Origin of the sequence: Capilliphycus salinus ALCB114379, from assembly GCF_047276495.1 — a bacterium.
Classification (GTDB): domain Bacteria; phylum Cyanobacteriota; class Cyanobacteriia; order Cyanobacteriales; family Microcoleaceae; genus Capilliphycus; species Capilliphycus salinus.
The window spans coordinates 2,242,540-2,263,147 of record NZ_CP178543.1 but is presented as its reverse complement, the minus strand read 5'-3'; the positions used below and the strand labels follow the sequence as shown (position 1 = coordinate 2,263,147).

The window sequence follows — 20,608 nt, the reverse complement described above, 5'->3', positions numbered from 1 at the left end:
CGTTCAGGTTTTCGCAAAGAGGGAAGCGTCCCTCTTTTTTCAGCTTGTTGTTGAGCAAAAAGACTCACGTTGAGGGGAGAGGTCTTGCTTGGTTAGCATTCAGGTTCAAGGCGTTACCTTTAAGAAGATCAGTGCTGTCATTTTTGATAAAGACGGCACGTTAGAAAATTCTGAAAATTTGTTGAGAAATCTGGCTCAGAAGCGATCGCGTTTAATTGATGCTCAGATCCCCGGCGTTGGAGATCCCCTGTTAATGGCGTTTGGTGTGGAAGGCGATCGCCTCGATCCGGCAGGCCTGATGGCAGTGGGCAGTCGGCGAGAAAATGAAATTGCAGCGGCCGCCTATATTGCGGAAACGGGACGGGGATGGTTAGAATCATTAGAAATCGCCGGTCGAGCTTTTGATGAAGCTGACCAATATTTCAAAGATGCACCTCCGTCCCCTTTGTTTGCGGGAAGCTTAGAGGTGTTGAAGTTTCTCGCAGAAGTTGGATTGAAACTGGCAATTCTATCTGCTGCTTCCCAACGAGCGGTAGAAGCATTTGTCGAACGCTATCAACTCGGAGACTATGTTCAAGTTCAAATGGGTGTAGATGAAGGCTTGAGCAAACCCGATCCGGCTTTATATTGCCAAGCTTGCAAAAATTTAGATGTACAACCTTCTAATACTTTAATGGTTGGAGATGCGGCTGTTGATATGGAAATGGCTAAACAGGCGGGTGCAGCCGGTTGTATTGGGATCAGTTGGAAACCCCAAAGCGCTGTTAATTTGTACCGGGCAGATGTTATCATTACACAGCTCGACGAAATCCAAGTTCTCCAAACTACAGACGACTCCGAGTAGCCCAGAAGTTGGGATAAGAATGTTCTCAAATCCCTGTGTTGTCGCTTCTGGCAGAGCAACAAACTCTAATCTGGTTGGTCAAAAACTCTTACGAGTCCGGGTAGCTTGAATTGCGAGTTCAATCAAAAACTTCACAATCAACCAAGCTCTATTTTAAGGAGGAACTCCCTTTGTCTCGTCGTTACCTTTTTACATCTGAATCTGTTACTGAAGGGCATCCCGATAAAATTTGCGATCAAATTTCGGATGCGATCTTAGATGCTTTACTCGCTCAAGATCCGAAAAGCCGAGTTGCGGCCGAAGTTGTTGTCAATACGGGTTTAGTCTTAATCACAGGCGAAATCACTTCTAAAGCCCAAGTCAACTACATTAACATCGCCCGCCAAAAAATTGCTCAAATTGGCTATACTCATGCCGAGAACGGTTTTTCAGCCGATAGCTGTTCTGTTCTGGTTGCTCTAGATGAACAATCCGTTGATATCGCCCAAGGGGTAGATATGGCTCAGGAGACGCGGGAACATCTGAGCGAGGAACAGTTAGATGCCATCGGCGCCGGAGATCAGGGCTTGATGTTCGGCTACGCTTGCAACGAAACGCCGGAACTGATGCCTTTACCCATCAGTTTAGCTCACCGCATTTCCCGTCAATTGACCGCAGTCCGCAAAAACGGCACCCTTCCCTATCTGCGTCCTGACGGTAAAACCCAAGTCACGATCATCTACGAAGATGGCCGTCCGGTGGGAATTGATACGATTTTAGTTTCCACTCAACATACTGCCACTATCGGCGGCATTTCTGACCCGGTTGCCATTCAAGCCCGAATTAAGCAAGATTTGTGGTCGGAAGTGGTAGAACCTGTAATTGAGGATATTAGCGTTAAGCCCGATGCCAACACCCGCTTTTTAGTCAATCCTACGGGTAAATTTGTCATCGGTGGTCCTCAAGGGGATTCTGGCTTGACCGGTCGCAAAATTATCGTCGATACCTACGGCGGTTATGCTCGTCATGGCGGCGGTGCTTTCTCCGGTAAAGACCCCACTAAAGTAGACCGCACAGCCGCTTATGCCTGCCGCTATATTGCGAAAAATATCGTGGCGGCGGGATTGGCCGAGAAATGCGAAGTTCAGGTGAGCTACGCCATCGGTGTTGCTCGTCCGGTGAGCCTGTTTGTGGAAACCTTCGGTACCGGCAAAGTGGACGAAGAGAAGCTCAATGAGGTGATTAAGCAGACTTTTGAACTGCGTCCGGCCGGGATGATTCAAGCCTTTGACTTGCAGAATTTGCCGGGTAAACGGGGCGGACATTTCTTCCAAGAAGTTGCCGCTTACGGTCATTTTGGACGGACTGACCTGGGTTTACCTTGGGAAAGAACCGATAAAGTTCAGATGTTAAAAGACGCTCTTTTACCTGTGTCTGCGGTTGGTTAATTGTCGTTGTCTCCTTTATTTTAAGAGCGACAAAAATCTGATTGCTAAACAATCAAAAGTGAAATCAGGCTTAATTTTTAGGATCGGATTTCTCGGTCTTTGAGTTGTTTGGTAAAATTTAAAACATCTTTCACGACTAGCTCTTCTGTACAGAAGGGCTTTTATTTTTGAGTTTTAGATCGCCGGAAAAATAGGGACAATTCGAGGAACTTTTTGAAGCTATTTTTAGTCGTCAAATCGGTAAATCAAAAATCCGAAAAATGAAACCTCAAACCCCATTACTTCGGGTTGGTGATCCTGCTCCTTGGTTTCGCTTACCGACTGAAAATCAAGCCGATTTCTTTCTGCGTAGCAATGCCGGAAAACCCATTATTCTTTTCTTCTACGCTCAGGATGAAATTCCCGCTTGTCAAGAAATTGCCTGTCGAATTCGAGATTTAATGCCAATTTTAAATCAATCGGATGTGCGGGTTTTTTCTATTAGTTCAAATCGGCCTGAATCCCGCCTAAAATTTTCTCAAGATCATCATCTTCCCTTGACTTTGCTCTGCGATACTAACTTGGGAGTCAGTATCAAGTATGGAGTTTGTTCTTTAGATGAGAATGACCCCTCTAATGTCTCCTATATTCGGACTGCTTTTTTACTCGATTCTAACTTACGAATCTTACAGATTTATCCGCTCGCTAACCTCGAAGAAGCGATTAACAAACTATTAACAGATCTTCAAATTCTAATCCGTCGAGAAGAACCCCGAGCGATTCAAATGCAAGCCCCTGTCTTGCTCATTCCTAACGTTTTCGATCTTAAATTTTGTCGCTATCTGATGGAAATTTGGGAAACTCGCGGAAACTCAGAATCCGGTTTTATGAAACAAGATGGACAAAAAACAATAGGATATCTTGACCCCCGCCATAAACTCCGCCGCGACCATTTTATCGAAGATAAGTCTTTGATCAATCACATTGATTCTCTGATGCGGCGACGAGTTTTTCCAGAAATTAAACAGGCTTTTCAATTTGAAGTCAACCGTCGAGAATCCTACAAAATAGCCTGTTATGATGCAAAAGAAGGGGGATATTTTCGACCTCATCGAGATAATACCACGCCGGGAACTGCTCACCGCCGGTTTGCCATGACAATTAACTTGAATGTGGAAGAATATGAAGGCGGATTTTTAAGATTTTCAGAACATAGCCCCCATCTTTATAAACCCGATACGGGAAGTGCGATTATTTTTTCCTGTTCTTTAATGCACGAAGCGACGGATGTAACCGCAGGTCGTCGTTTTGCTTTGCTGGCGTTTTTTTACAACGATCAAGATGCCGAAGCCCGTCAAAAATACGAAGACCGAGTAAAAAATAATTATGAACAAGTGATTCGAGTTCAACCCTAAATATTCAAGGATTTTTCAGCCCAATCTCGACTCAAATCATCTCTAACCAATCAATCCGAAGTGCTGTAGGGGCGGGTTCTGCCCATATCTTGATGACCACTCCGAGATTGAATTAAACCCGCCCCACCCCCATAACACGCATTAATCAACCGTACATCATATCAGTTATTATTTTGAAACAATCCCTGTAAACTCACTTATAGCGCAACGCGGGCGGCAACAGGGAATAGGCAACAGGCAACAGGAAGTTAAAAACTTCTCTTAGTAAAGGTTTGAGAGTTTCTCAGTTTCATTAATTTGTCAATACACGACTTGCGACCTGCTATATTCATCAAAAAAAATTAGAATATAGACGGGTTTATTTGCTCATTGGCTTGGGAATACAGGGATTAATTGAATACTTGTAGTTATTATAAGTTTTTCTAAACAAATCCGAACCAATTCACAAATTGTCTATGAAAATACGGTCATCTGGGGGAGCTTAAATAAGCGATAATTGCCCTCGGGCTAATGATTGTACTATCTTAATCACAAACCGCTCTTTACCTTCGGATGATGTCTAGGTTTAAAGAGTAGCACTAAGATTTCAGATAACGAATAGACACCTCCGTAAAGTGAAGCTGTAAAGATGAAAGCTCAATCAATGATTGTAACACAATTAAGCACATTATTGCTAGTAACTGTGCTGCCCTGCATGGCCACTTTAATCACCCCGATATCCGTTCAAGCTGAAATTTTTAGTAGTAATGGGAATACGGATGTATTTATTTTAGAAGCTGATGCGGCGACCAGTAATGTTTATCAAGCCCAAGTCATTAAAAACTTTGATTGGTTTGCGGATGCGGATAAAATCGGACTGACAGGGGGACTAACCGAAGAAGATCTCGACTATATGGAACTGATTGATTTTGATGAAGATGGATTTTTGGATGATGCTGTCATCAAATTAAAATCAACCCAAGCCATTTTAGGAGTCGTTCTCAACGCCGATGATTTTGTACTCGAAGGAGAATTCATTCCTATTACTTCATCTCGCCCCCCCATTACCTGCCTTCCCAAAGTCAATCTTGTCAGTTGTAATTATGCTACTGTTGATTAAATTTTTGCTGTTGATCACAACAATTAATAACAACAATCAGCATCAATTTACTTCTGTGAATTGAACAAACAACAGGATCTACTCCGCTACAAACAGACTTCTTTTAGCTATCGCACCGTTGGTCTATAAAATGCAACACATCAGCTAAACTGTAAAAGCAGCTAGCATTTGAGTTGGAAAATGAAACATTTTGATATTGTGGTTGTCGGAGCGGGGCCATCCGGGGGCCACTGTGCGAGACGGCTGACTAAATTGGGAAAAAAAGTCTTACTGGCCGAACAGCATCAAACCTTCGCCCAAAATGACTTTTCCAGCGCCGCCACACCATTAGAAACCTTAGAACGGTACGATCTCCCCCTCGATGTCGTCGGTAGTTTCTGGCAAAAAATAGCGATCGTTACCACTCATGTTTATCAGAATTGGGAATGCTCACGCCCTCGGGGAGTTGTGTTAAATTTTGCCAAACTACGAGAATTTTTAGCCCAAGAAGTTCAACGACAAGGTGGCGAAGTTTGGATGGGACATCGCTATATTTGTTCTTTTGAAGAAAGCGGAAAAACCGTCGTAGAGTTTAAACCCTATAAAAGTAATAAAACCGTTAAAGTCTCGACTCAGGTGTTGGTAGATGCCACAGGTCCAAGCCGAGCGGTGATGTGTTCATCTAAACAACAACATCCCGCCTATTTCACGGGAATTGCAACCGAATATTTAATCGAAGTTTCTAGCTCAGATTATCAAAAATATGCGGATCAGTTAATTTTTTTCTTGGGTCATAAATGGATGCCGAAAGGATATTCTTGGATTTTTCCAATGGAACCCAACCGCTTAAAAATTGGTTCCGGTCAATTTAGTCATCCCGATAAAAAAACTGAGCGAACCGGCTCCCTTCCCAGTTATATAGAACTTATTATTAAGGATTATCTGCAAGGCATTCCTTATAAAATTATTGACGTTCACGGCGGAATTTTAAAATATTGTAGCGGTCTTCAAGATACCTATTATCGAAACAATATTATCGCCATTGGAGATGCCGTTTCTACGGTGAATATGTTGGGCGGAGAAGGAATCAGACACGGAATGGAATGTGCAGAAATTGCGGGTCGATCTATTGAAGCTTATCTCTCGGGAAAACAAGGGGATTTTAGTTCTTATCAACGGGAAATGCGTCAGACCTATAAAAAAACTTGGGATTGGTCTGAACGGATGGGAATTAGTAAATATTTAGAATACAGCGATGAGTTAATAGATCGGGGAGTCACCTATTTAAACCAATTAAGTTCGGAGGAAATTTTACAGGTTCTTTTTGAATATAATTTTAACCCTCTCTATCGCCGACTGTTCCCCTATCTACGCTACAAGCTGTCGGCCAAGATGTACAATTTAATTCAACAGATTCAGTCTAGGTTTACTGCAACAAAACCCCTAAAAGGTGTAGACTAGAAGAAGAATTCTGGATTTATATCCCCCACCCGCTATGACTTCTAGCCTGACTCAAGTTTATCCGATCATTTGGCAGGATAATCAGGTTCTGCTAATCGATCAAACCCGTCTCCCCAAAGAGTATACTCGAATTGAAATTAGTCGCTATGAAGATATGGCTCATGCGATTAAAACCATGATTGTTCGGGGAGCGCCTGCAATTGGTATCGCCGCAGCCTACGGAATGTATTTGGGAGCGCGAGAAATTCCCACTGTAGATCCTCAAGAATTTTTAATTCAATTAGAAACAGTTGCGGATGTATTGCGCCGCACCCGTCCTACTGCTGTAAATTTATTTTGGGCAATTGATGAAATGCTCAAAACGGCTCAAGAAACAAAGGGATCGGTTGAACAGATCCAACAGGCGTTATTAGAAAAAGCCAAAAAGATTCATGCTGAGGATATCGAAACCTGTAAACTTATCGGAGATACGGGATTAAATGTTTTACCGAAATCGCCTGATAAACTCAATATTTTGACTCACTGTAATACCGGATCTTTAGCGACTGGCGGTTATGGAACGGCGCTCGGTGTAATTCGTTCGGCTTGGCGAGAAGGACGTTTAGAACGGGTCTACGCCGATGAAACTCGTCCGCGTTTACAGGGGGCAAAATTAACGACTTGGGAATGTGTTCAAGACAAGATTCCGGTCACGTTAATTGCGGATAATATGGCGGCTCATTGTATGAAACAGGGTTTAATTCATGCTGTAATTGTGGGGGCGGATCGAATTACGGCTAATGGGGATACTGCGAATAAAATTGGCACTTATAGTTTGGCGTTAGTTGCCAAAGCTCACCATATTCCTTTTTTTGTTGCGGCTCCCCTCTCTACGGTGGATTTTAAATTAGAAACTGGCGCGGAAATTCCGATTGAGGAACGAGATCCAACTGAACTTTATGAAGTGGGTAATACTCGTTTGTGTCCGACGGGAGTTGAGTTTTATAATCCGGCTTTTGATGTTACTCCGGCTGAATTAATTTCTGCCATTATTACCGAAAAAGGTGCGGTTCCCCCTGGGGAGTTAAGAAGTTTGAAATAACTGTAAACAGAGAAACCCGGTTTCTCAGAAGTTACCGGGTTTCTAGTGAGGGGAATAGGGATGTTTTATCGGACGAACTTTGTAGTATAAGTAATTTTATTCATGGCGATCGCCTCCTTGGGTTGATGGAATTTTAAATGGGTGTTACCAAATAGAACGCCGCTCTAAATGATAATTTTGTTCTAAACGATGCAGACTCTCGGTAAAATCCTTTTGAATGGGATGGCTTTGAGAGATCGGTTCGGAGTGCTGAGTCGGTGTTTGGGTCTTGGTTTGACGCTCAAGGGGTTTAACCTGAGGTTGAAAGGGTAACACCCGACGGAACAGTTGTAGGGAGCGCGAGTACATGGGCTTGCTCCTTTGTCTTTTTTTGTGTTACATATATACTACACAAAGAAGAAAGCGATCGTCAAGACAGAAACCTGTCTTCTCTGTCTTTTGATTGAGTGAGGTGTAACCCACATTCGGCATTCTTCACCAACCCAGGTCGATTTTAAAATTTGTGATTGTCAACCTCAGCTTGACTTCCGGTAAACTTAGAGAGAGCAAAAGACCAAGGTAGCTCTACCGAATGCTGGCTTTTTCAACTTAGGGTAAATGAGGAAAGGTAATCAAGAGATTACAATACAAGATCAGAAATTTCTTTCCTCTTTATTATCGAGAACCACCATCGTTGCAGCATTCGGGAGGTGGATTATTTTTAGTGAATTGGAAATGAGTCGATGATTGATCGACAGAGGCATTATTTTGGCGGTAAACTGAGTTAACAGACTCATTAACAGTAGATGCTAAACCTAGACTAAATTCGCTGGTTAGCAAAACAAGAAGTGATGTAATTACGCTAAGTTTCATTTGTTCGTTTCCCCTTTATGGTCAATGCCGGAGAAGCGAGCTGGCCAACTGCTTCTGAGAGTGAAAGCGTCAAGTGAAAATCACTATCCTTAACCCCTCTACTTAAAAGTCACTTCAGTTCGCAAAAAATCTACAAAATCTACAACAGGGTTGTCCAACTAAAATTCTGTAAGCTAGATATATCAAGGATTTGAGACGCTAAAAAAATTTTTTTTGACTAGAGTTTTGACAGTTTGTTGATTTTTACATCAGTGTTTTGTCTCAGGGGACTTTACTTCCCCCCCCTCAGGTTGAAACTCTTTTCCTATATAGCTTTAAGGCTAGGTTGACTGAGTTTTTGTTGGATTCCTACGAAGAAGGTCACACAAGTAGATTTGTGGAAAAATTGAAGAACGTGCATAAGTTAATATGTGGCTAGATATACGTTGTAATGTGTGTTGGGGTGGTATTTACCTAATGAAGCAAACTTTTCTTGATCTCGTGGATTCTGCACGTCTCTCCTCTTTACTTCTGGACGTGATCACAGAGCTGTTTCGTTCCCTGTCCCCTTTTCCCCGTTCCCCTGCGGTCAGTGCTATAAACTCCACTCAGAAATCAGAGGACAGTAACTTCTATAAATTTTTAAAATTTCGGCTTTTCACCTAATTAGTTCTTGAAATCAACTCAGATTTCCTACTGTATTTTTAAGCAACTTCGACAACTCTAAATATTTTTGGAATTGATGAAGTAACTAACGCTAGAAAATGCTGTTTAATTAATTAAACCTATGACAGAGATAGAAACAAAATTGCGAGAGCTAATAGCCAAAATCTGCAACGATCCGACCTGTATTCAAGGGTCAGAGCGCAAACGATTGCTTAATTGCTTGTTAATAACCGTTCAGAAATTACCTAAACTCCTTAAGTCTTCTCATATATATTATCTTGAAGCTTTAGACAAAACTTTTGAATGGTTATGCCGAAGTATTTGTAAGTTTAAGCCATCTTTAGACGACTCTCGACCCTATGAAGAAGGCTTAACACGATGGATTAATGCCTACCTTCGCTATAGAATTAAAGATTTAACCACACCCAAACCAGAACCAATCAATCGCAGCTTAGATGAAACAATTTATCAGGATGATGAAAGCTTGAAAACTTTATTGGATATACTATCAACAACTTCTTCTGAAATACCAACTATAGATGGTCTAGACGAATATATAGAGCGATTGCAGAAAGAGAAAAACAAGAATACTTTTCTAGAGTTTGAAATTTATGTTGAAAAAGACTTAGAACGGCGATTGCGAAACTGTCATCCACGTGAATACCCCGACTGTAATTGTCAAATGCTTTGCGAAAGAATTTTGTTGCAAAATCCACCGGAAAAGATGTCAGTTTTAAGTCGAGAATTAGGTATTAATTATAAAACTCTCGTGGCTCATTGGAACAGAAGGTGCAAGCCTCTACTGCAAGAGATTTTATTAGAACTAGGATACTGTTCATCATAAGATGGGTGGAAAAAGTCTATTTGTAGAGGAGTGTTTTTTTTCAGAGTGTAGTATATACGGAGATTGACATGAGCGAGAATAACTTAATAGGAAATCAAAACCTGGATTTAATTACAATTCCTTTGGGAATTGAAGCACATCGCTATGCTAGAGAATTTGCTGTTGAACAAACAAACCCTGAAAAAGGTAAGCAAGTTTATCTCAATACTTTAGCAGTTTACGCTGTTCATCGATACTTACATTGGATAGATATTGAAACCAATTTAACTCAAAGTGAGAGTTGGCAGTCGGGTACTAGAATGCTATTTGACGTTGCAGATTTAGTTGTTCCTGGCATTGGCAAATTAGAGTGTCGTCCTGTTTTACCCAATGAAAAACTTGTTCATCTTCCTGTAGAAGTTAGACAGGCTCGTATGGGTTATGTTGCTGTTCAATTTAGTCAACAGCTAACCCAGGTTGAACTGTTAGGCTTTATTCCGGGTGATTCTATTACTGATTTATCAGAAGAAATTCAACTGAACGAACTGCACTCTTTAGATGATCTCATTGGTCATCTTGAGCAAACTGAGTTCAAGAAATTAATCGCTTTGCGTGAATGGCTAGAAGATAATTATTCACCAGACTGGCGCTCGCCACAAGAGTTAGTTATTGCATTTAGAAGATTTAAGAGATCAAAATCTGAGACACTACAACCATCTGTTGTTCGAGCTAAGGAAATTAACTTAGGTGGAGACTTAGCCCAGCGAACTTTGGCATTGGTAGTGCGTTTAACACACACTAGCACCGATGAGGCTGACATTCTAGTTTGTCTGTATCCAACAAACGAGTCTTCTTATACTGACTTACCACACAATCTTCAACTCACGATAGTCGATGAACAAGGTTCAGACTTTATGAATGCCAAAACCACAAGATTAAAAGAGTCACTTTGTCTATCTTTTAGTGGAAAGTTTGATGAAAGATTTGGAGTCAAAATTGCCTACGAGAATAGTTGCATTACAGAAGAATTTGTGATATAAATATTTTATTCTACAAATCATTAGATAAAAAGTCGGAGGGGGTAATCTCAATGTTGATCCGATTCAGATTGCGAAGTGCGCCTGAAGGAAAATTTAGAGCGGCTATTTTTATTGATGGTAAAGAATTGCAAGAGGGTTATTTAAGTGCGCCAGATGAGCTTCAATCCTCTTTTAAGCAATGGCAAGAAGCCTATTTAGGTTTGGAGGATGTGGCGTTACGCCTGACACCAAGATCTAAAAGAAGACAGTTTAGCAGAGGTGAAATTCGTAATTTTTCTGAATCCTTTAAGAAGAGCTTTGATCAGTGGCTCCAAGGAGATGAAAAATGGCGGAAAGCTAGGGAAAAATTATTAGTAGAATTACACAAAAAGTCAGAAGACGAAATTCATATTTTTCTAGACACTGAAGAAAGTAATCTGCGACGGTTTCCGTGGCAAGATTGGGAATTTTTTGAAGAGTATTGTCCAAATGCAGAAGTAACTGTATACGAGTCCACAGATATTTGTAAAGCGATTCCTTCGTCAGATAGAGTAAAAGTTTTAGTCGTTGTAGGTAATAATGAAGGTATTGAAGAAGGCGTTAAGAAAGACCTCGAAGCAATCAAGGAACTAGAAAACCAGAAGAGAGGGGTGTTCAAAGTTTTAGAACAACCTACTCGCCATGACTTGCTTACTGAGTTACGGAGCAAGTCCTACCAGATTTTTATTTTTACGGGACATAGCGGAAGTAACGATGGTAAAGATATTGGTTGGATTGAGCTAAGTCAAACAGATCAATTACAAATTGATGATTTGAAATTGACGTTGCGCGAGGCTATAAAAGGGGGATTACAACTTTGCATCTTTAATTCTTGTGATGGCTTAGGGTTAGCCAAACAGCTCTCTAAACTCCTACTTCCTGTAGCAATTGTGATGCGAGAACCAGTACCCGATGATGTTGCAGCCAAATTTTTACGAGTGTTTTTGGAAAAATACTCTGGTGGTCAGTCATTCTTTAAATCCTTCCGGGAAGCACGATGTCATTTAGAAGGTTTCCAACATCAATATCCTGGTGTTTGCTGGTTGCCAACTGTATGCACAGGGATTTTAGAAGAGCCACCTACATGGTGGAATCTTATTACACCCATTGAACTCAAACCGCCTCAAAGAAAATCATTCTGGAAACATCCACTATTTCGAGTTGGAGTTGGATCGGCTGCTATTATAATAGGTTTAGTTTTAATCTATAAGGTAGTAAGAATAGAAAGAAATCAGCAATCTCCTATTAATCATAATTCAGAATTGTTGAGTTTAGGAGACAAAAATCTAACACCTGAATCTGCTTTGAATAATCAACCAAACTGCATTAATAATATTGAGCAAAAAAATCAAGGAATTCAACAGTTTAAGCAACAAAAGTTTCCGGCAGCAGCAGAATCCTTTGAAAGTTTTGTTGAAAGTTGTCTTTCTGATCCAGAAGCTCGAATTTATTTTAATAATGCTAAGGCTGCAATTCAAGGAAATTCTATTCAAATTGCTGTTTCGGTTCCTCTAGTTGAGAATTTAGTGGGTGAAGCACAAGAAATGCTACGGGGTGTGGCGCAAGTTCAGGATGAAGTTAATCAAAATGGTGGAATTAACGGCAGACCTTTACAGGTCATGATTGCCAATGATGATACTTCTGAAAATATGGTATTGCTAGACAAGGCAGAATTTGTTGCCCTAAAATTGACACAAGATTATGATAAAATTTTAGGAGTTATCGGTCACTATAGCAGTGATGCAACCCAGAAAGCAGGTAAATTATATAATCAAGGCAATCTGGTTGTTATTAGTCCAACTAGCACAGCAACTCGGAACTTAGTTCAATTTACAGATAATGTTTTCCGAACCCCACCAACCGATCAAGTCGCTGCTCAAAAATTAGTTAACTATATGATTGAGCAAAATGACTATCAAGCTGCTATTGCTTATCAGTCTAAGAGTGAGTATAGCAAGTCTCTTCGTCAGACATTTATTGAGCAGGTTGGTCAAACCGATGTTGTGCATGAGTGTAATCTATCAGAACCATTTTTTCAGGCTTCCGATTGTGTCGAACAAGCTTTTGATAAAGGTGCGGACATATTAGCATTGTTTCCAAGTTCACAACTTTCGGATGTAACGGAAATAATAGTTTTGCAAAACTTTAGGTTGCCAAACTCTGGTTTACCCTTGCTGGCTGGGGATGCTATTTATGGGAGAAAAATACTTGATGGTGCAGTTGGTCAAGCAGTTAATGGAATGGTTGTGGCGGTTCCTTGGCATCAGGATTCAAAGAATCTTACTGACAGTAGCAAGACTTTTCTCAAAAAAGCCCAAGAACTCTGGGGAACCCAAAACGTTAACTGGCGTACCGCGAGTAGTTATGATGCAACTATGGCTTTAGTGGAGGGGTTAAAGGAATTAGGAAATAACCCCACTCGGAAAGGACTAAAACGGGTACTTTCCAAAAGTAATTTTTCCGTTCAAGGGGGCAACCGGAACGGTAGAATTTGACTCTAGTGGCGATCGCGAAATGACTGCTGAAAATCAAAATGAACTGGGGATTTTAGTTAAAGTGCAGTGCAATTTCCAGTGTAATTTTGTTCCACTGGATTGATCCCTCAAGTAGAAGCCTTCCAATTTACCGCGATTTTATCCCGCCAACGACTTGAGTACCCATCCAATGATGATCCCCAACCCTCCGAAGCGAACGGCTTGCCAAAAGGGTTCCCTGAGACTTCCCCAAGTAAACAAGCGACTTTCGAGGTTGAGTTCAATGGTTTCTAACTCGGCTTCAAGTTGACGCAATTCCTCTCGCAATTGACGGGATCGGGTTTGACGCCGTTCGGGGATCACTTCATCAATGCGGTTTTTCAGTTCCGCCTGACGGCGTTGATCCCGTTGAATTTGGGCGAAACGCTGCTTAATTTCCTCCAGCGCGCGCTCAACTTCAGATAAAGCTTGCTCAAACTCCTGATCTTCCGATGTCATCTGTGTTCTAACCCGGTAAGGTTCCTTGCAACAGTGATTAAGTATAATCGGGATCGGTTTATCGGTGAAGTTTCTTGGCATAATATAGATGCAAAGATGCAACTTCCCTCAATCTCAATCGAATAGAAGGTCTTTTATGGTTAACTCGATCCCCAAAACCGGCTCGACTTCACAGACGACTCGCTTTGACGAGTATACAACCGAAGAACTCGCCCAAGCCCTGGCCGAACGTCTGTCTATCAAGGATCAAGACTGGCACAAACTCAAATCGAATCGCAATGCTCGTGCGGGCGAACAAATTATTGCCGCTCTGGTTTTTCTACTCAAAAATCAACCCCAAGAAGTGATCCCCCGCTTGAATCAAGCCATTGGTTGGCTCGATCGGTCGATCTCCGCTCCTCCTTGTCCCTCTCACGGTGATGGCAATTCACCAAAAAAACAATCTTGAATAGATTGGAATAATTGCTGTTATGATAGTTGAGAGCAGATTCAGGGGCTAGGTAGAATCAAGCAATTGCGATCGCCGATTCCGCTTGAATGGGAGATCAGCCCAGTCTCAAGTGCTGGGGATCAAGTGGTGCCGATGCACGCAACTTTGGGTTTTGGGAATCACCCTTTTGCTGTCACCTCAGGGTTAAGCAGAAGAAGAACTGACAATTTCCTTACAAAGAGTTAATTCAGTTCCTTCGGGGTTCCACTCGACTCGATCAAAGATCTGGTGCAAGATATATAAACCCCGTCCGCATTCGTGATCGTCAACAGGAAGTTCGGACTCCCGTTGAGGGTGATGATCCCCAAATAAAGGGGTTCGACAAGGACAGGGGGGCTGAAAACCCGATCCCTGATCGGAGATGATCCACCAAAATTGATTTTTGACGATGGAGAAACGGACAACGATAGTTTTACTCGGATCTAGTTTATTGCCATGCTTGGCTGCATTGACCAGTGCCTCCTGAAGCCCCAAGCGCAGTTCGGCTTGCCAGCACTCAGGAATTTCTGCTAAGAGCAAATCTAAAATTGGGCACAGATAAAGCGTAGAAGCAAAGCTAACTGTCACCCAGTTGCGTTTAACAGGACGCGATGATATTGCAATCACTCGAAAAACTCCCTGGCGTCATGGTGGATAAACTTCACACCCTGCATCAGTAGTCAACTACCTTTCCGACAAGCGGCGAAGGCACGAAGCCGGTCTGAATTTCCCGTTGGCCCAAGTCAGGCTTGGGAAATGATGAAACTGCTTGTTGATGGGTGCGTTGACTAAACACCCTTTCCCCCAAATCTTCGACAGAGTTAGATGGCTTAACAGCTAATTGTAGGCAGTGAATTCAAACTTTGACTTTCATAGCTGAACACATTGGGAATTTATAGCAGTATTTTGCGATCTCCTTTCCCTTTCAGTCAAGCTCAAGGGGAAATTTTTCCTCATTTTCAATTCTATCATTTCTGTAGGGCTGAGATGGTCTAAACCGACATCCGACTGTGAAACCCCCGATGCTGAAGCCAATCGGCTTTTTCCAAGCCCAAGGCCAAGAAAGTTCAGCGCTCGTCAACGTGATTGCCACAATTAGATCCTTATCTTAAGATTATCAAAACACTCGCCAAAAAACACCTCCCCCAAAACGATTTCAACCGAGACGCCGACCTCCGGGGAACCGGAATTCGATTCTCATGCCTTGTGTGATGGGGATTTCCGGCTCTAGCCCCGAACAGGCGAAAAGGATTTTCCGATTCGACATCACCCCAATCAGGACAGTCCCATCCTAAAATTAAGAGGTTATAGCAATCTGAGTCTAGATAAATTTATACAATGCAAACAACTGTAACCGCTGACCCCGATCAAATCTCCGGTAATTATTGGAAGTGGCGAGAACAGTTAATCTATTACGTGCGGGCTGGTTCCCCCCAAAGCTCGCGCCCTCCCCTGCTGCTGATTCATGGGTTTGGAGCCTCAACCGATCACTGGCGCAAAAATCTGATCGGTTTGAGCGAACATTTCCAGGTTTGGGCGATAGACCTGCTCGGGTTCGGACGTTCGGCCAAGCCCAACTGGGAATATAGCAGCGATCTCTGGCGCGATCAACTCCATGACTTCATCACCGAAACCATTGGTGAATCGGCAATTTTAGCGGGGAACTCCCTGGGTGGATACGCGGCCCTGTGTGTAGCCGCAGAGCGTCCCCAGTCCGCCAAAGGTTTAATCTTGCTCAACAGCGCCGGACCCTTTACCGAAACCGAACCCGCACCGCCTCCCCCCGCTTGGAAAAAAGCCGCTTCGGGAACGATCGCAACCCTGTTTCAACAGAATTGGGTCAGCTATATGATCTTTCAGTGGACCAGACGGCGAGCGGTGATCCGCAAAACGCTGAAAAAAGTCTATTTAAACCCCAACGCCGTCACCGACCAACTGGTGGAAGAAATTTATCGTCCCTCTTGCTCTCCGGGTGCAGCCCAGGTGTTTGCTTCGGTGTTTAAAACGCGATCGGGAGAAAAAGTAGACGTTCTGCTCGCTCAACTGAGTTGTCCGCTGCTGTTACTCTGGGGAGAAGCCGATCCTTGGATCAACTGTCGCGCCCGCAGTGCCAAGTTTCGCCAATATTATCCCCAACTCAGCGAACACTTTCTCGAAGCGGGCCACTGTCCCCACGATGAAGTTCCCGAACAGGTCAACGAACTGATTAAAGCCTGGGTTTTGTCCGACTGCGCTCCGGGGGAAACTAATAATAAAAACGACGGTGAATCCTCGGGTTGAGCTTTTCTTGGACGGGTTCACCCCCTTCGAGATGCTGTTCAATAATCCTCGGTACATCCTCGGGTTGAACTCGATAGTACCAAATTTCATCGGGAGTTACCTTCACGGTCGGGCCAACACTGCATTGGCCCATACAACCGCTTGCCTCAATCGCGGCGCCGGAAATTTCCGCCTCCTCAAAGGCTTTTAACACCTTTTGAGAACCATGTCTCAAACAGCTTTGATTCTGACAAACCCGCACAACCCGAGGGATCGCTTCGGCAGGATTTGAACTTAAATTATTTACCTGAGTTTCTGGCATGGTCAAGGGTTCTATTAAATCTTCTTGTTTGATTCCATTATTACCCATCGGACTTTTTGATCCCCGCCCGATGGAGTGATGCGATCGCCAAACTGCAACCGAAGATTTTTCCCCAGCATTTGTGGAAAAAACTGTGGATAATTTTCGCCGAGCCTGTGGAAAACGTTCAAAAGCTTGCGGTCAAGCGGTTAGAGCCGCTGGAGTCCGAGGGGTTTTCCACAGGTTTTCCACAAAACCCGGAACCACAATTTAAGTGAATCAAATTGCCGAAAAAGCGATAAAATATAAAATTTGGTCTATTCATTATGCGAATCAATTGTCGTTTTAAAAACGCCTGATTCCGATGACTAATTTTTATCAAAAAGCTGAATGTTTACCCAGGTCAAGCCATGCGATTTATCGTTGAACAAGAAAAACTAAGTGCTAATTTATCCTTAATCTCTAGAGCAATTCCCTCTCGTCCGACTCATCCGATTTTATCGAATATTTTACTCGAAGCCAACTCGGAAACCCAACAACTAAGTTTAACGGCTTTTGATTTAAGCTTGGGAATTTATACTTCGATGAATGCGGAAGTCGAAGTCGGGGGAAAATTTACACTCCCGGCTAAATTACTCAATGATATTGTCTCCCGTTTACCCAATAGTCCGATTGCTTTGGATGATACCGAAGGAGAATCAATTATTACTTTAACTTCCACTTCGGGGCGCTACCAAGTTCGGGGGATGAGCGCCGAAGAATATCCCGCACTTCCCAATATTGAAGAAGGAGAATCCATTCAACTTCCGGCTGATGCTTTAATGGAAGGATTAAAAGGAACATTATTCGCCACCAGTCCCGATGAAACCAAACAAGTTTTAACCGGTGTTCATTTAAAAATTCAGTCGGATAACCTAGAATTTGCCTCAACAGATGGTCATCGTTTGGCGGTTGTGAAAGCGGAACAATTAAACGGTTCGGATGAATCCGAAGCCACTTCTACCCTAGAAATCGAAGATTTTGAAGTCACCATTCCCGCCCGGGCGTTGCGGGAACTTGAACGAATGATCGCATCGGCTTCTACGGGAAAAGAGGAGTCAAAACCTTTAGTTAAGCTAAGATTTGACGAGAGTCAAGTTATCTTTGAAATCGGGAATCAACGCTTAAATAGTCGCAAACTTGAAGGGTCTTATCCGGCTTATCAACAGCTTATTCCCAATCAATTTCTCAATCAAATTAATGTGGATCGCCGCAATTTCTTAGGGGCGTTAGAGCGAATAGCGGTATTGGCGAGTCAGAAAAATGATATTGTTAAGTGTACGATTGATAACGACAATCAGAAAATTTCTCTCTCGGTAGAAGCGGCAGATGTGGGAAATGCACTGGAATCTTTATCGGCTCAAGTCTCGGGAGATGAACCGAAAGAACTGGCTTTTAATGTTAAATATTTAATGGAAGGTTTAAAAGTGTTTAATACTTCCGAAATCCAAATTCAGCTTAATGCGGCTACCAGTCCGGTGATTTTAAATCCTTTGGGAGGATTGAAAATGACTTATTTGGTGATGCCGGTTCAGTTGAGAAATTAGGGATCGATAAACCGGGTTTTTAATCTCACTGTGCCGGAGTTTTGAAAGGCGATCACTGACAAAAACCCGCCCTTTTATAGGACAAATTTCCGGGCGGGTTGATACGGGTTATTGATGGGATACAGACATCTAAACCGAACCCGCCCCTGGAGTTTTTCCCGATCCGATGTTCCCTTTCGATCAAAACTCTCCCTCACCTCAACCCCATGAGGCAGCAACAAATTAGCCTGTTGTTGTGGCTGATTTCGAGGGTTTATTCTTCTGCATGGGAATTTGAATCTACGATGGGATGGAGAAGGGTTGAACGGAAATTTAAACGCAGTTCGGTATTCAAATATCGGCGTTGAAACAGTTGCCATTTTTGCCATGCTTGATAGCGACTTTCTGTTAGTACATGAGCAAAAGTCGGCAGGACTGACTCAATATCAGATTTCAAAACATCCTTCATTACCGTTTCTAACACTTCACTGTCTTGAATATGACCCAAATATTCTTGGATGTCTTTCATGTCTTGCAAATAAGCCGAATATGTAGTGCCGTAAAAATCACTAAATAAGTTCATCTGATAACGAACTCGCTTAACTTGCTTGCGAAGATCGTGTAATTTCTCTCCTTCGGCTTGTAAGATCATTTCTACTGTTTGTGCAGATAACGAATCCGATCCATTGGGAGTGGATGTATCTGTCGAGTTTGAGCCATTTTTAAGCTGTTCTATTCCAACTTGCCAACCGGGATGTAAAAAGAGTTTGCTAACTTCAGGTAACAGTAAATCCGGTAAAACTTCCTCAATGGGTAATTGTTCAATTTTGGTGTAACGGGGAAAGTCTAACCACTGTTGCAATTGCTGTTTGAATTGTTTGTATTTCTTGCTTTCTAACGTTGTTTTTACCAGCTTAAACGCTTGCTTGCGCTGCGTATCCAATTCGGAAAAAACCTGCTTGAGCGCTTTCTGTTCTTTCGAGGGCAAATTGGGATAGTAACGTTGATGAAGGGCTTCGAGTAGGACATCTAAATCTCGCAGTTGTCCCAAACACCGAGAGACTTTACCGATTTTTTTGTTTTGTGCGGCTTCGGGTAAATCGAGTACCGGAGCAAATCCTGTGACCGCCGATCGCAAACGCCGCATTCCGACCCGAATTTGATGAAGTTCTTCCGGATCTTTGTCTGCTAAAACTTCCGGTTCGTGCTTGAGAATTTTCTCTAAGTGTTGCTGAATTCCCAGTGCGGCCCAGTCTCCTAATGTTTTAACTTTCTGTACAGTAGTTGTGGTCATTTTCACCTCCCGAAATCGAACCATTTACTTAAAATGATTCAGTTCTAGTATAATTATTATAACAACTCAATCCCGAGTTTTTTACAAATATTCATTTTTATAAAAAAATATATAAAAAGGATGATATTCGTCTGGAAAAATGACAATTAAACTCAATTCTATTACAATCGTTTAGAAATTGATTTCAGAGCGAACCAGTTTAATCTGTTGCCCATATGACAGAAAATGAAGAAAGTTAACTGTTCTTCCTGGCCAAGACTTGGGATGCTGTTGGGGGTTCGGAGGTCGGGGTTTTTGATCAATTTAATCAAGAAGGTCAGAGAGACTACTTAAACATACCTTAACTCAATTGTCAAGCGGATGTGTTTTGATCAAGGTAGGGAGGGACACAGACGGCTCGCCCGACTTGTGGCCTTTTTCCCTCTGGGTGAGACAGAAAATCTTCCATAGACTATTTATGAAAATTTGAGTTAGTTTAGAAGAACTGAGGCACGGATTGACACTGAATTTCTCATTGGTGATCAATACCTACAATGTTGAAATCAACTTCAGCAAACCCACGTGATGCGTCAGTGCTGTTTAGAAAGTAGGGGTGCTTGAATTTCTATACCCAAAAGCCTGTAAACATCTGCTATGAACTTTAGAAACCTCTCGAACTTACCCTCTAACAAAGTCTTTCTTTGTAGCTACAAAAACCAAACCTCTCAATTGCAAGTGTTGCGAATTCCCAACTTAACAACAGGCTATTTTGAGCGTGTTGTATTTCCCGAGCAACACTTACTTTTTGAAGGCGAAGATCAAGCCCATCTGGAAGTGTATTATAGCGTTTGTTGCGACTCCATCGAGATGAAACAGATTCCCTGTATCAGCCTCAGAGTAGACGAGATGCTTTGAAAGAAAGTTCAACGGGTCAACCGAATACAATCGCGGATAGTCCCTTAAAAAGGAACTGAAATAGAGGAAAGTTTCAGATGAGGAAATTTTTGAGATAATATTCCAATGTCTTCCGATTATCTTGGAAATTTTCCCGTCTGTAGACTTCCTCTTTTTTGATTTTTGTAAATCAATTATTGATGGGTTGCATC

The 20,608-nt window shown here is 42.3% G+C and carries 19 protein-coding genes; 13 read left to right on the top strand and 6 right to left on the bottom strand.

Features of this window, described 5'->3' with window-relative positions:
- Positions 1-88: 88 nt before the first annotated feature.
- The 6 genes from ACL6C3_RS09355 to mtnA all read left to right on the top strand — a co-directional run bounded on the left by ACL6C3_RS09355 (position 89) and on the right by mtnA (position 7,285).
- On the top strand, positions 89-844 hold the full coding sequence (locus ACL6C3_RS09355; protein WP_413166895.1) for an HAD family hydrolase: 756 nt from the start codon (positions 89-91) through the stop codon (positions 842-844).
- Positions 845-1,014: 170 nt separating this feature from the next.
- The gene (gene metK / locus ACL6C3_RS09350; protein WP_413166894.1) at positions 1,015-2,271 is read left to right on the top strand and encodes a methionine adenosyltransferase; all 1,257 of its coding nucleotides are present in this window, start codon (positions 1,015-1,017) and stop codon (positions 2,269-2,271) included.
- A gap of 260 nt (positions 2,272-2,531) precedes the next feature.
- The gene (locus ACL6C3_RS09345) at positions 2,532-3,665 is read left to right on the top strand and encodes a redoxin domain-containing protein (RefSeq protein ID WP_413166893.1); all 1,134 of its coding nucleotides are present in this window, start codon (positions 2,532-2,534) and stop codon (positions 3,663-3,665) included.
- 682 nt (positions 3,666-4,347) lie between these two features.
- Positions 4,348-4,764: a hypothetical protein gene (locus tag ACL6C3_RS09340; protein WP_413166892.1), complete on the top strand. Its 417-nt coding sequence runs from the start codon at positions 4,348-4,350 to the stop codon at positions 4,762-4,764.
- Between the two features lie 180 nt (positions 4,765-4,944).
- Positions 4,945-6,204, top strand: a complete 1,260-nt coding sequence (locus tag ACL6C3_RS09335; RefSeq protein WP_413166891.1) for an NAD(P)/FAD-dependent oxidoreductase — start codon at positions 4,945-4,947, stop codon at positions 6,202-6,204.
- 34 nt (positions 6,205-6,238) lie between these two features.
- Positions 6,239-7,285: an S-methyl-5-thioribose-1-phosphate isomerase gene (gene mtnA, locus ACL6C3_RS09330; RefSeq protein WP_413166890.1), complete on the top strand. Its 1,047-nt coding sequence runs from the start codon at positions 6,239-6,241 to the stop codon at positions 7,283-7,285.
- A gap of 144 nt (positions 7,286-7,429) precedes the next feature.
- Here the strand turns inward: mtnA and ACL6C3_RS09325 are convergent, their stop codons facing one another.
- On the bottom strand, positions 7,430-7,633 hold the full coding sequence (locus ACL6C3_RS09325) for a hypothetical protein (RefSeq protein WP_413166889.1): 204 nt from the start codon (positions 7,631-7,633) through the stop codon (positions 7,430-7,432).
- Positions 7,634-8,903: 1,270 nt separating this feature from the next.
- Between ACL6C3_RS09325 and ACL6C3_RS09320 the strand changes: the two genes are divergently transcribed.
- The 3 genes from ACL6C3_RS09320 (at position 8,904) to ACL6C3_RS09310 (ending at position 13,158) form a co-directional block, all read left to right on the top strand.
- Positions 8,904-9,626 (top strand): hypothetical protein, encoded by a 723-nt coding sequence (locus ACL6C3_RS09320; protein ID WP_413166888.1) that lies wholly within the window; start codon positions 8,904-8,906, stop codon positions 9,624-9,626.
- 68 nt (positions 9,627-9,694) lie between these two features.
- Entirely contained in the window at positions 9,695-10,645 is a 951-nt protein-coding gene (locus tag ACL6C3_RS09315; protein ID WP_413166887.1) for a DUF1822 family protein, read from the top strand.
- A gap of 50 nt (positions 10,646-10,695) precedes the next feature.
- Positions 10,696-13,158 carry an ABC transporter substrate-binding protein gene (locus ACL6C3_RS09310; RefSeq protein ID WP_413166886.1) on the top strand — a complete coding sequence of 821 codons (2,463 nt, stop codon included), beginning with the start codon at positions 10,696-10,698 and terminating at the stop codon, positions 13,156-13,158.
- A 138-nt stretch (positions 13,159-13,296) separates the two neighbouring features.
- Here ACL6C3_RS09310 and ACL6C3_RS09305 read toward each other — a convergent pair whose 3' ends face one another.
- Positions 13,297-13,635: a DUF2203 domain-containing protein gene (locus tag ACL6C3_RS09305; RefSeq protein WP_413166885.1), complete on the bottom strand. Its 339-nt coding sequence runs from the start codon at positions 13,633-13,635 to the stop codon at positions 13,297-13,299.
- A gap of 136 nt (positions 13,636-13,771) precedes the next feature.
- On the opposite strand from ACL6C3_RS09305, the gene ACL6C3_RS09300 reads away from it, so the two are divergent.
- Entirely contained in the window at positions 13,772-14,083 is a 312-nt protein-coding gene (locus ACL6C3_RS09300) for a DUF6439 family protein (protein ID WP_413166884.1), read from the top strand.
- A 186-nt stretch (positions 14,084-14,269) separates the two neighbouring features.
- Here ACL6C3_RS09300 and ACL6C3_RS09295 read toward each other — a convergent pair whose 3' ends face one another.
- Positions 14,270-14,731 carry an ATP-binding protein gene (locus ACL6C3_RS09295; RefSeq protein ID WP_413166883.1) on the bottom strand — a complete coding sequence of 154 codons (462 nt, stop codon included), beginning with the start codon at positions 14,729-14,731 and terminating at the stop codon, positions 14,270-14,272.
- Between the two features lie 298 nt (positions 14,732-15,029).
- Positions 15,030-15,197: a hypothetical protein gene (locus ACL6C3_RS09290; RefSeq protein WP_413166882.1), complete on the bottom strand. Its 168-nt coding sequence runs from the start codon at positions 15,195-15,197 to the stop codon at positions 15,030-15,032.
- A gap of 245 nt (positions 15,198-15,442) precedes the next feature.
- Here ACL6C3_RS09290 and ACL6C3_RS09285 point away from each other — a divergent pair, with 245 nt between their 5' ends.
- On the top strand, positions 15,443-16,384 hold the full coding sequence (locus ACL6C3_RS09285; protein ID WP_413166881.1) for an alpha/beta fold hydrolase: 942 nt from the start codon (positions 15,443-15,445) through the stop codon (positions 16,382-16,384).
- Here the strand turns inward: ACL6C3_RS09285 and ACL6C3_RS09280 are convergent.
- The gene (locus ACL6C3_RS09280; protein ID WP_413168288.1) at positions 16,350-16,685 is read right to left on the bottom strand and encodes a (2Fe-2S) ferredoxin domain-containing protein; all 336 of its coding nucleotides are present in this window, start codon (positions 16,683-16,685) and stop codon (positions 16,350-16,352) included. The two genes, ACL6C3_RS09285 and ACL6C3_RS09280, sit on opposite strands and share 35 nt — an antisense overlap.
- Before the next feature lie 389 nt (positions 16,686-17,074).
- Between ACL6C3_RS09280 and dnaN the strand changes: the two genes are divergently transcribed.
- Positions 17,075-18,250 carry a DNA polymerase III subunit beta gene (gene dnaN, locus ACL6C3_RS09275; RefSeq protein WP_413166880.1) on the top strand — a complete coding sequence of 392 codons (1,176 nt, stop codon included), beginning with the start codon at positions 17,075-17,077 and terminating at the stop codon, positions 18,248-18,250.
- 253 nt (positions 18,251-18,503) lie between these two features.
- Here the strand turns inward: dnaN and ACL6C3_RS09270 are convergent, their stop codons facing one another.
- Positions 18,504-19,523 (bottom strand): CHAD domain-containing protein, encoded by a 1,020-nt coding sequence (locus ACL6C3_RS09270; RefSeq protein ID WP_413166879.1) that lies wholly within the window; start codon positions 19,521-19,523, stop codon positions 18,504-18,506.
- A gap of 633 nt (positions 19,524-20,156) precedes the next feature.
- On the opposite strand from ACL6C3_RS09270, the gene ACL6C3_RS09265 reads away from it, so the two are divergent.
- Positions 20,157-20,417 (top strand): DUF1830 domain-containing protein, encoded by a 261-nt coding sequence (locus ACL6C3_RS09265; protein ID WP_413166878.1) that lies wholly within the window; start codon positions 20,157-20,159, stop codon positions 20,415-20,417.
- The last annotated feature ends 191 nt before the right edge of the window (positions 20,418-20,608 follow it).

Bases quoted from the DNA above. Each gene is read 5' to 3' on its own strand.
- ACL6C3_RS09285 (WP_413166881.1), top strand. From the start codon at position 15,443: ATGCAAACAACTGTAACCGCTGACCCCGATCAAATCTCCGGTAATTAT.
- ACL6C3_RS09270 (WP_413166879.1), bottom strand. From the start codon at position 19,523: ATGACCACAACTACTGTACAGAAAGTTAAAACATTAGGAGACTGGGCC.
- ACL6C3_RS09320 (WP_413166888.1), top strand. From the start codon at position 8,904: ATGACAGAGATAGAAACAAAATTGCGAGAGCTAATAGCCAAAATCTGC.
- dnaN (WP_413166880.1), top strand. From the start codon at position 17,075: ATGCGATTTATCGTTGAACAAGAAAAACTAAGTGCTAATTTATCCTTA.
- mtnA (WP_413166890.1), top strand. From the start codon at position 6,239: ATGACTTCTAGCCTGACTCAAGTTTATCCGATCATTTGGCAGGATAAT.
- ACL6C3_RS09265 (WP_413166878.1), top strand. From the start codon at position 20,157: ATGAACTTTAGAAACCTCTCGAACTTACCCTCTAACAAAGTCTTTCTT.
- ACL6C3_RS09335 (WP_413166891.1), top strand. From the start codon at position 4,945: ATGAAACATTTTGATATTGTGGTTGTCGGAGCGGGGCCATCCGGGGGC.
- ACL6C3_RS09325 (WP_413166889.1), bottom strand. From the start codon at position 7,633: ATGTACTCGCGCTCCCTACAACTGTTCCGTCGGGTGTTACCCTTTCAA.
- ACL6C3_RS09315 (WP_413166887.1), top strand. From the start codon at position 9,695: ATGAGCGAGAATAACTTAATAGGAAATCAAAACCTGGATTTAATTACA.
- ACL6C3_RS09280 (WP_413168288.1), bottom strand. From the start codon at position 16,685: ATGCCAGAAACTCAGGTAAATAATTTAAGTTCAAATCCTGCCGAAGCG.
- ACL6C3_RS09305 (WP_413166885.1), bottom strand. From the start codon at position 13,635: ATGACATCGGAAGATCAGGAGTTTGAGCAAGCTTTATCTGAAGTTGAG.
- ACL6C3_RS09310 (WP_413166886.1), top strand. From the start codon at position 10,696: ATGTTGATCCGATTCAGATTGCGAAGTGCGCCTGAAGGAAAATTTAGA.
- ACL6C3_RS09345 (WP_413166893.1), top strand. From the start codon at position 2,532: ATGAAACCTCAAACCCCATTACTTCGGGTTGGTGATCCTGCTCCTTGG.
- ACL6C3_RS09300 (WP_413166884.1), top strand. From the start codon at position 13,772: ATGGTTAACTCGATCCCCAAAACCGGCTCGACTTCACAGACGACTCGC.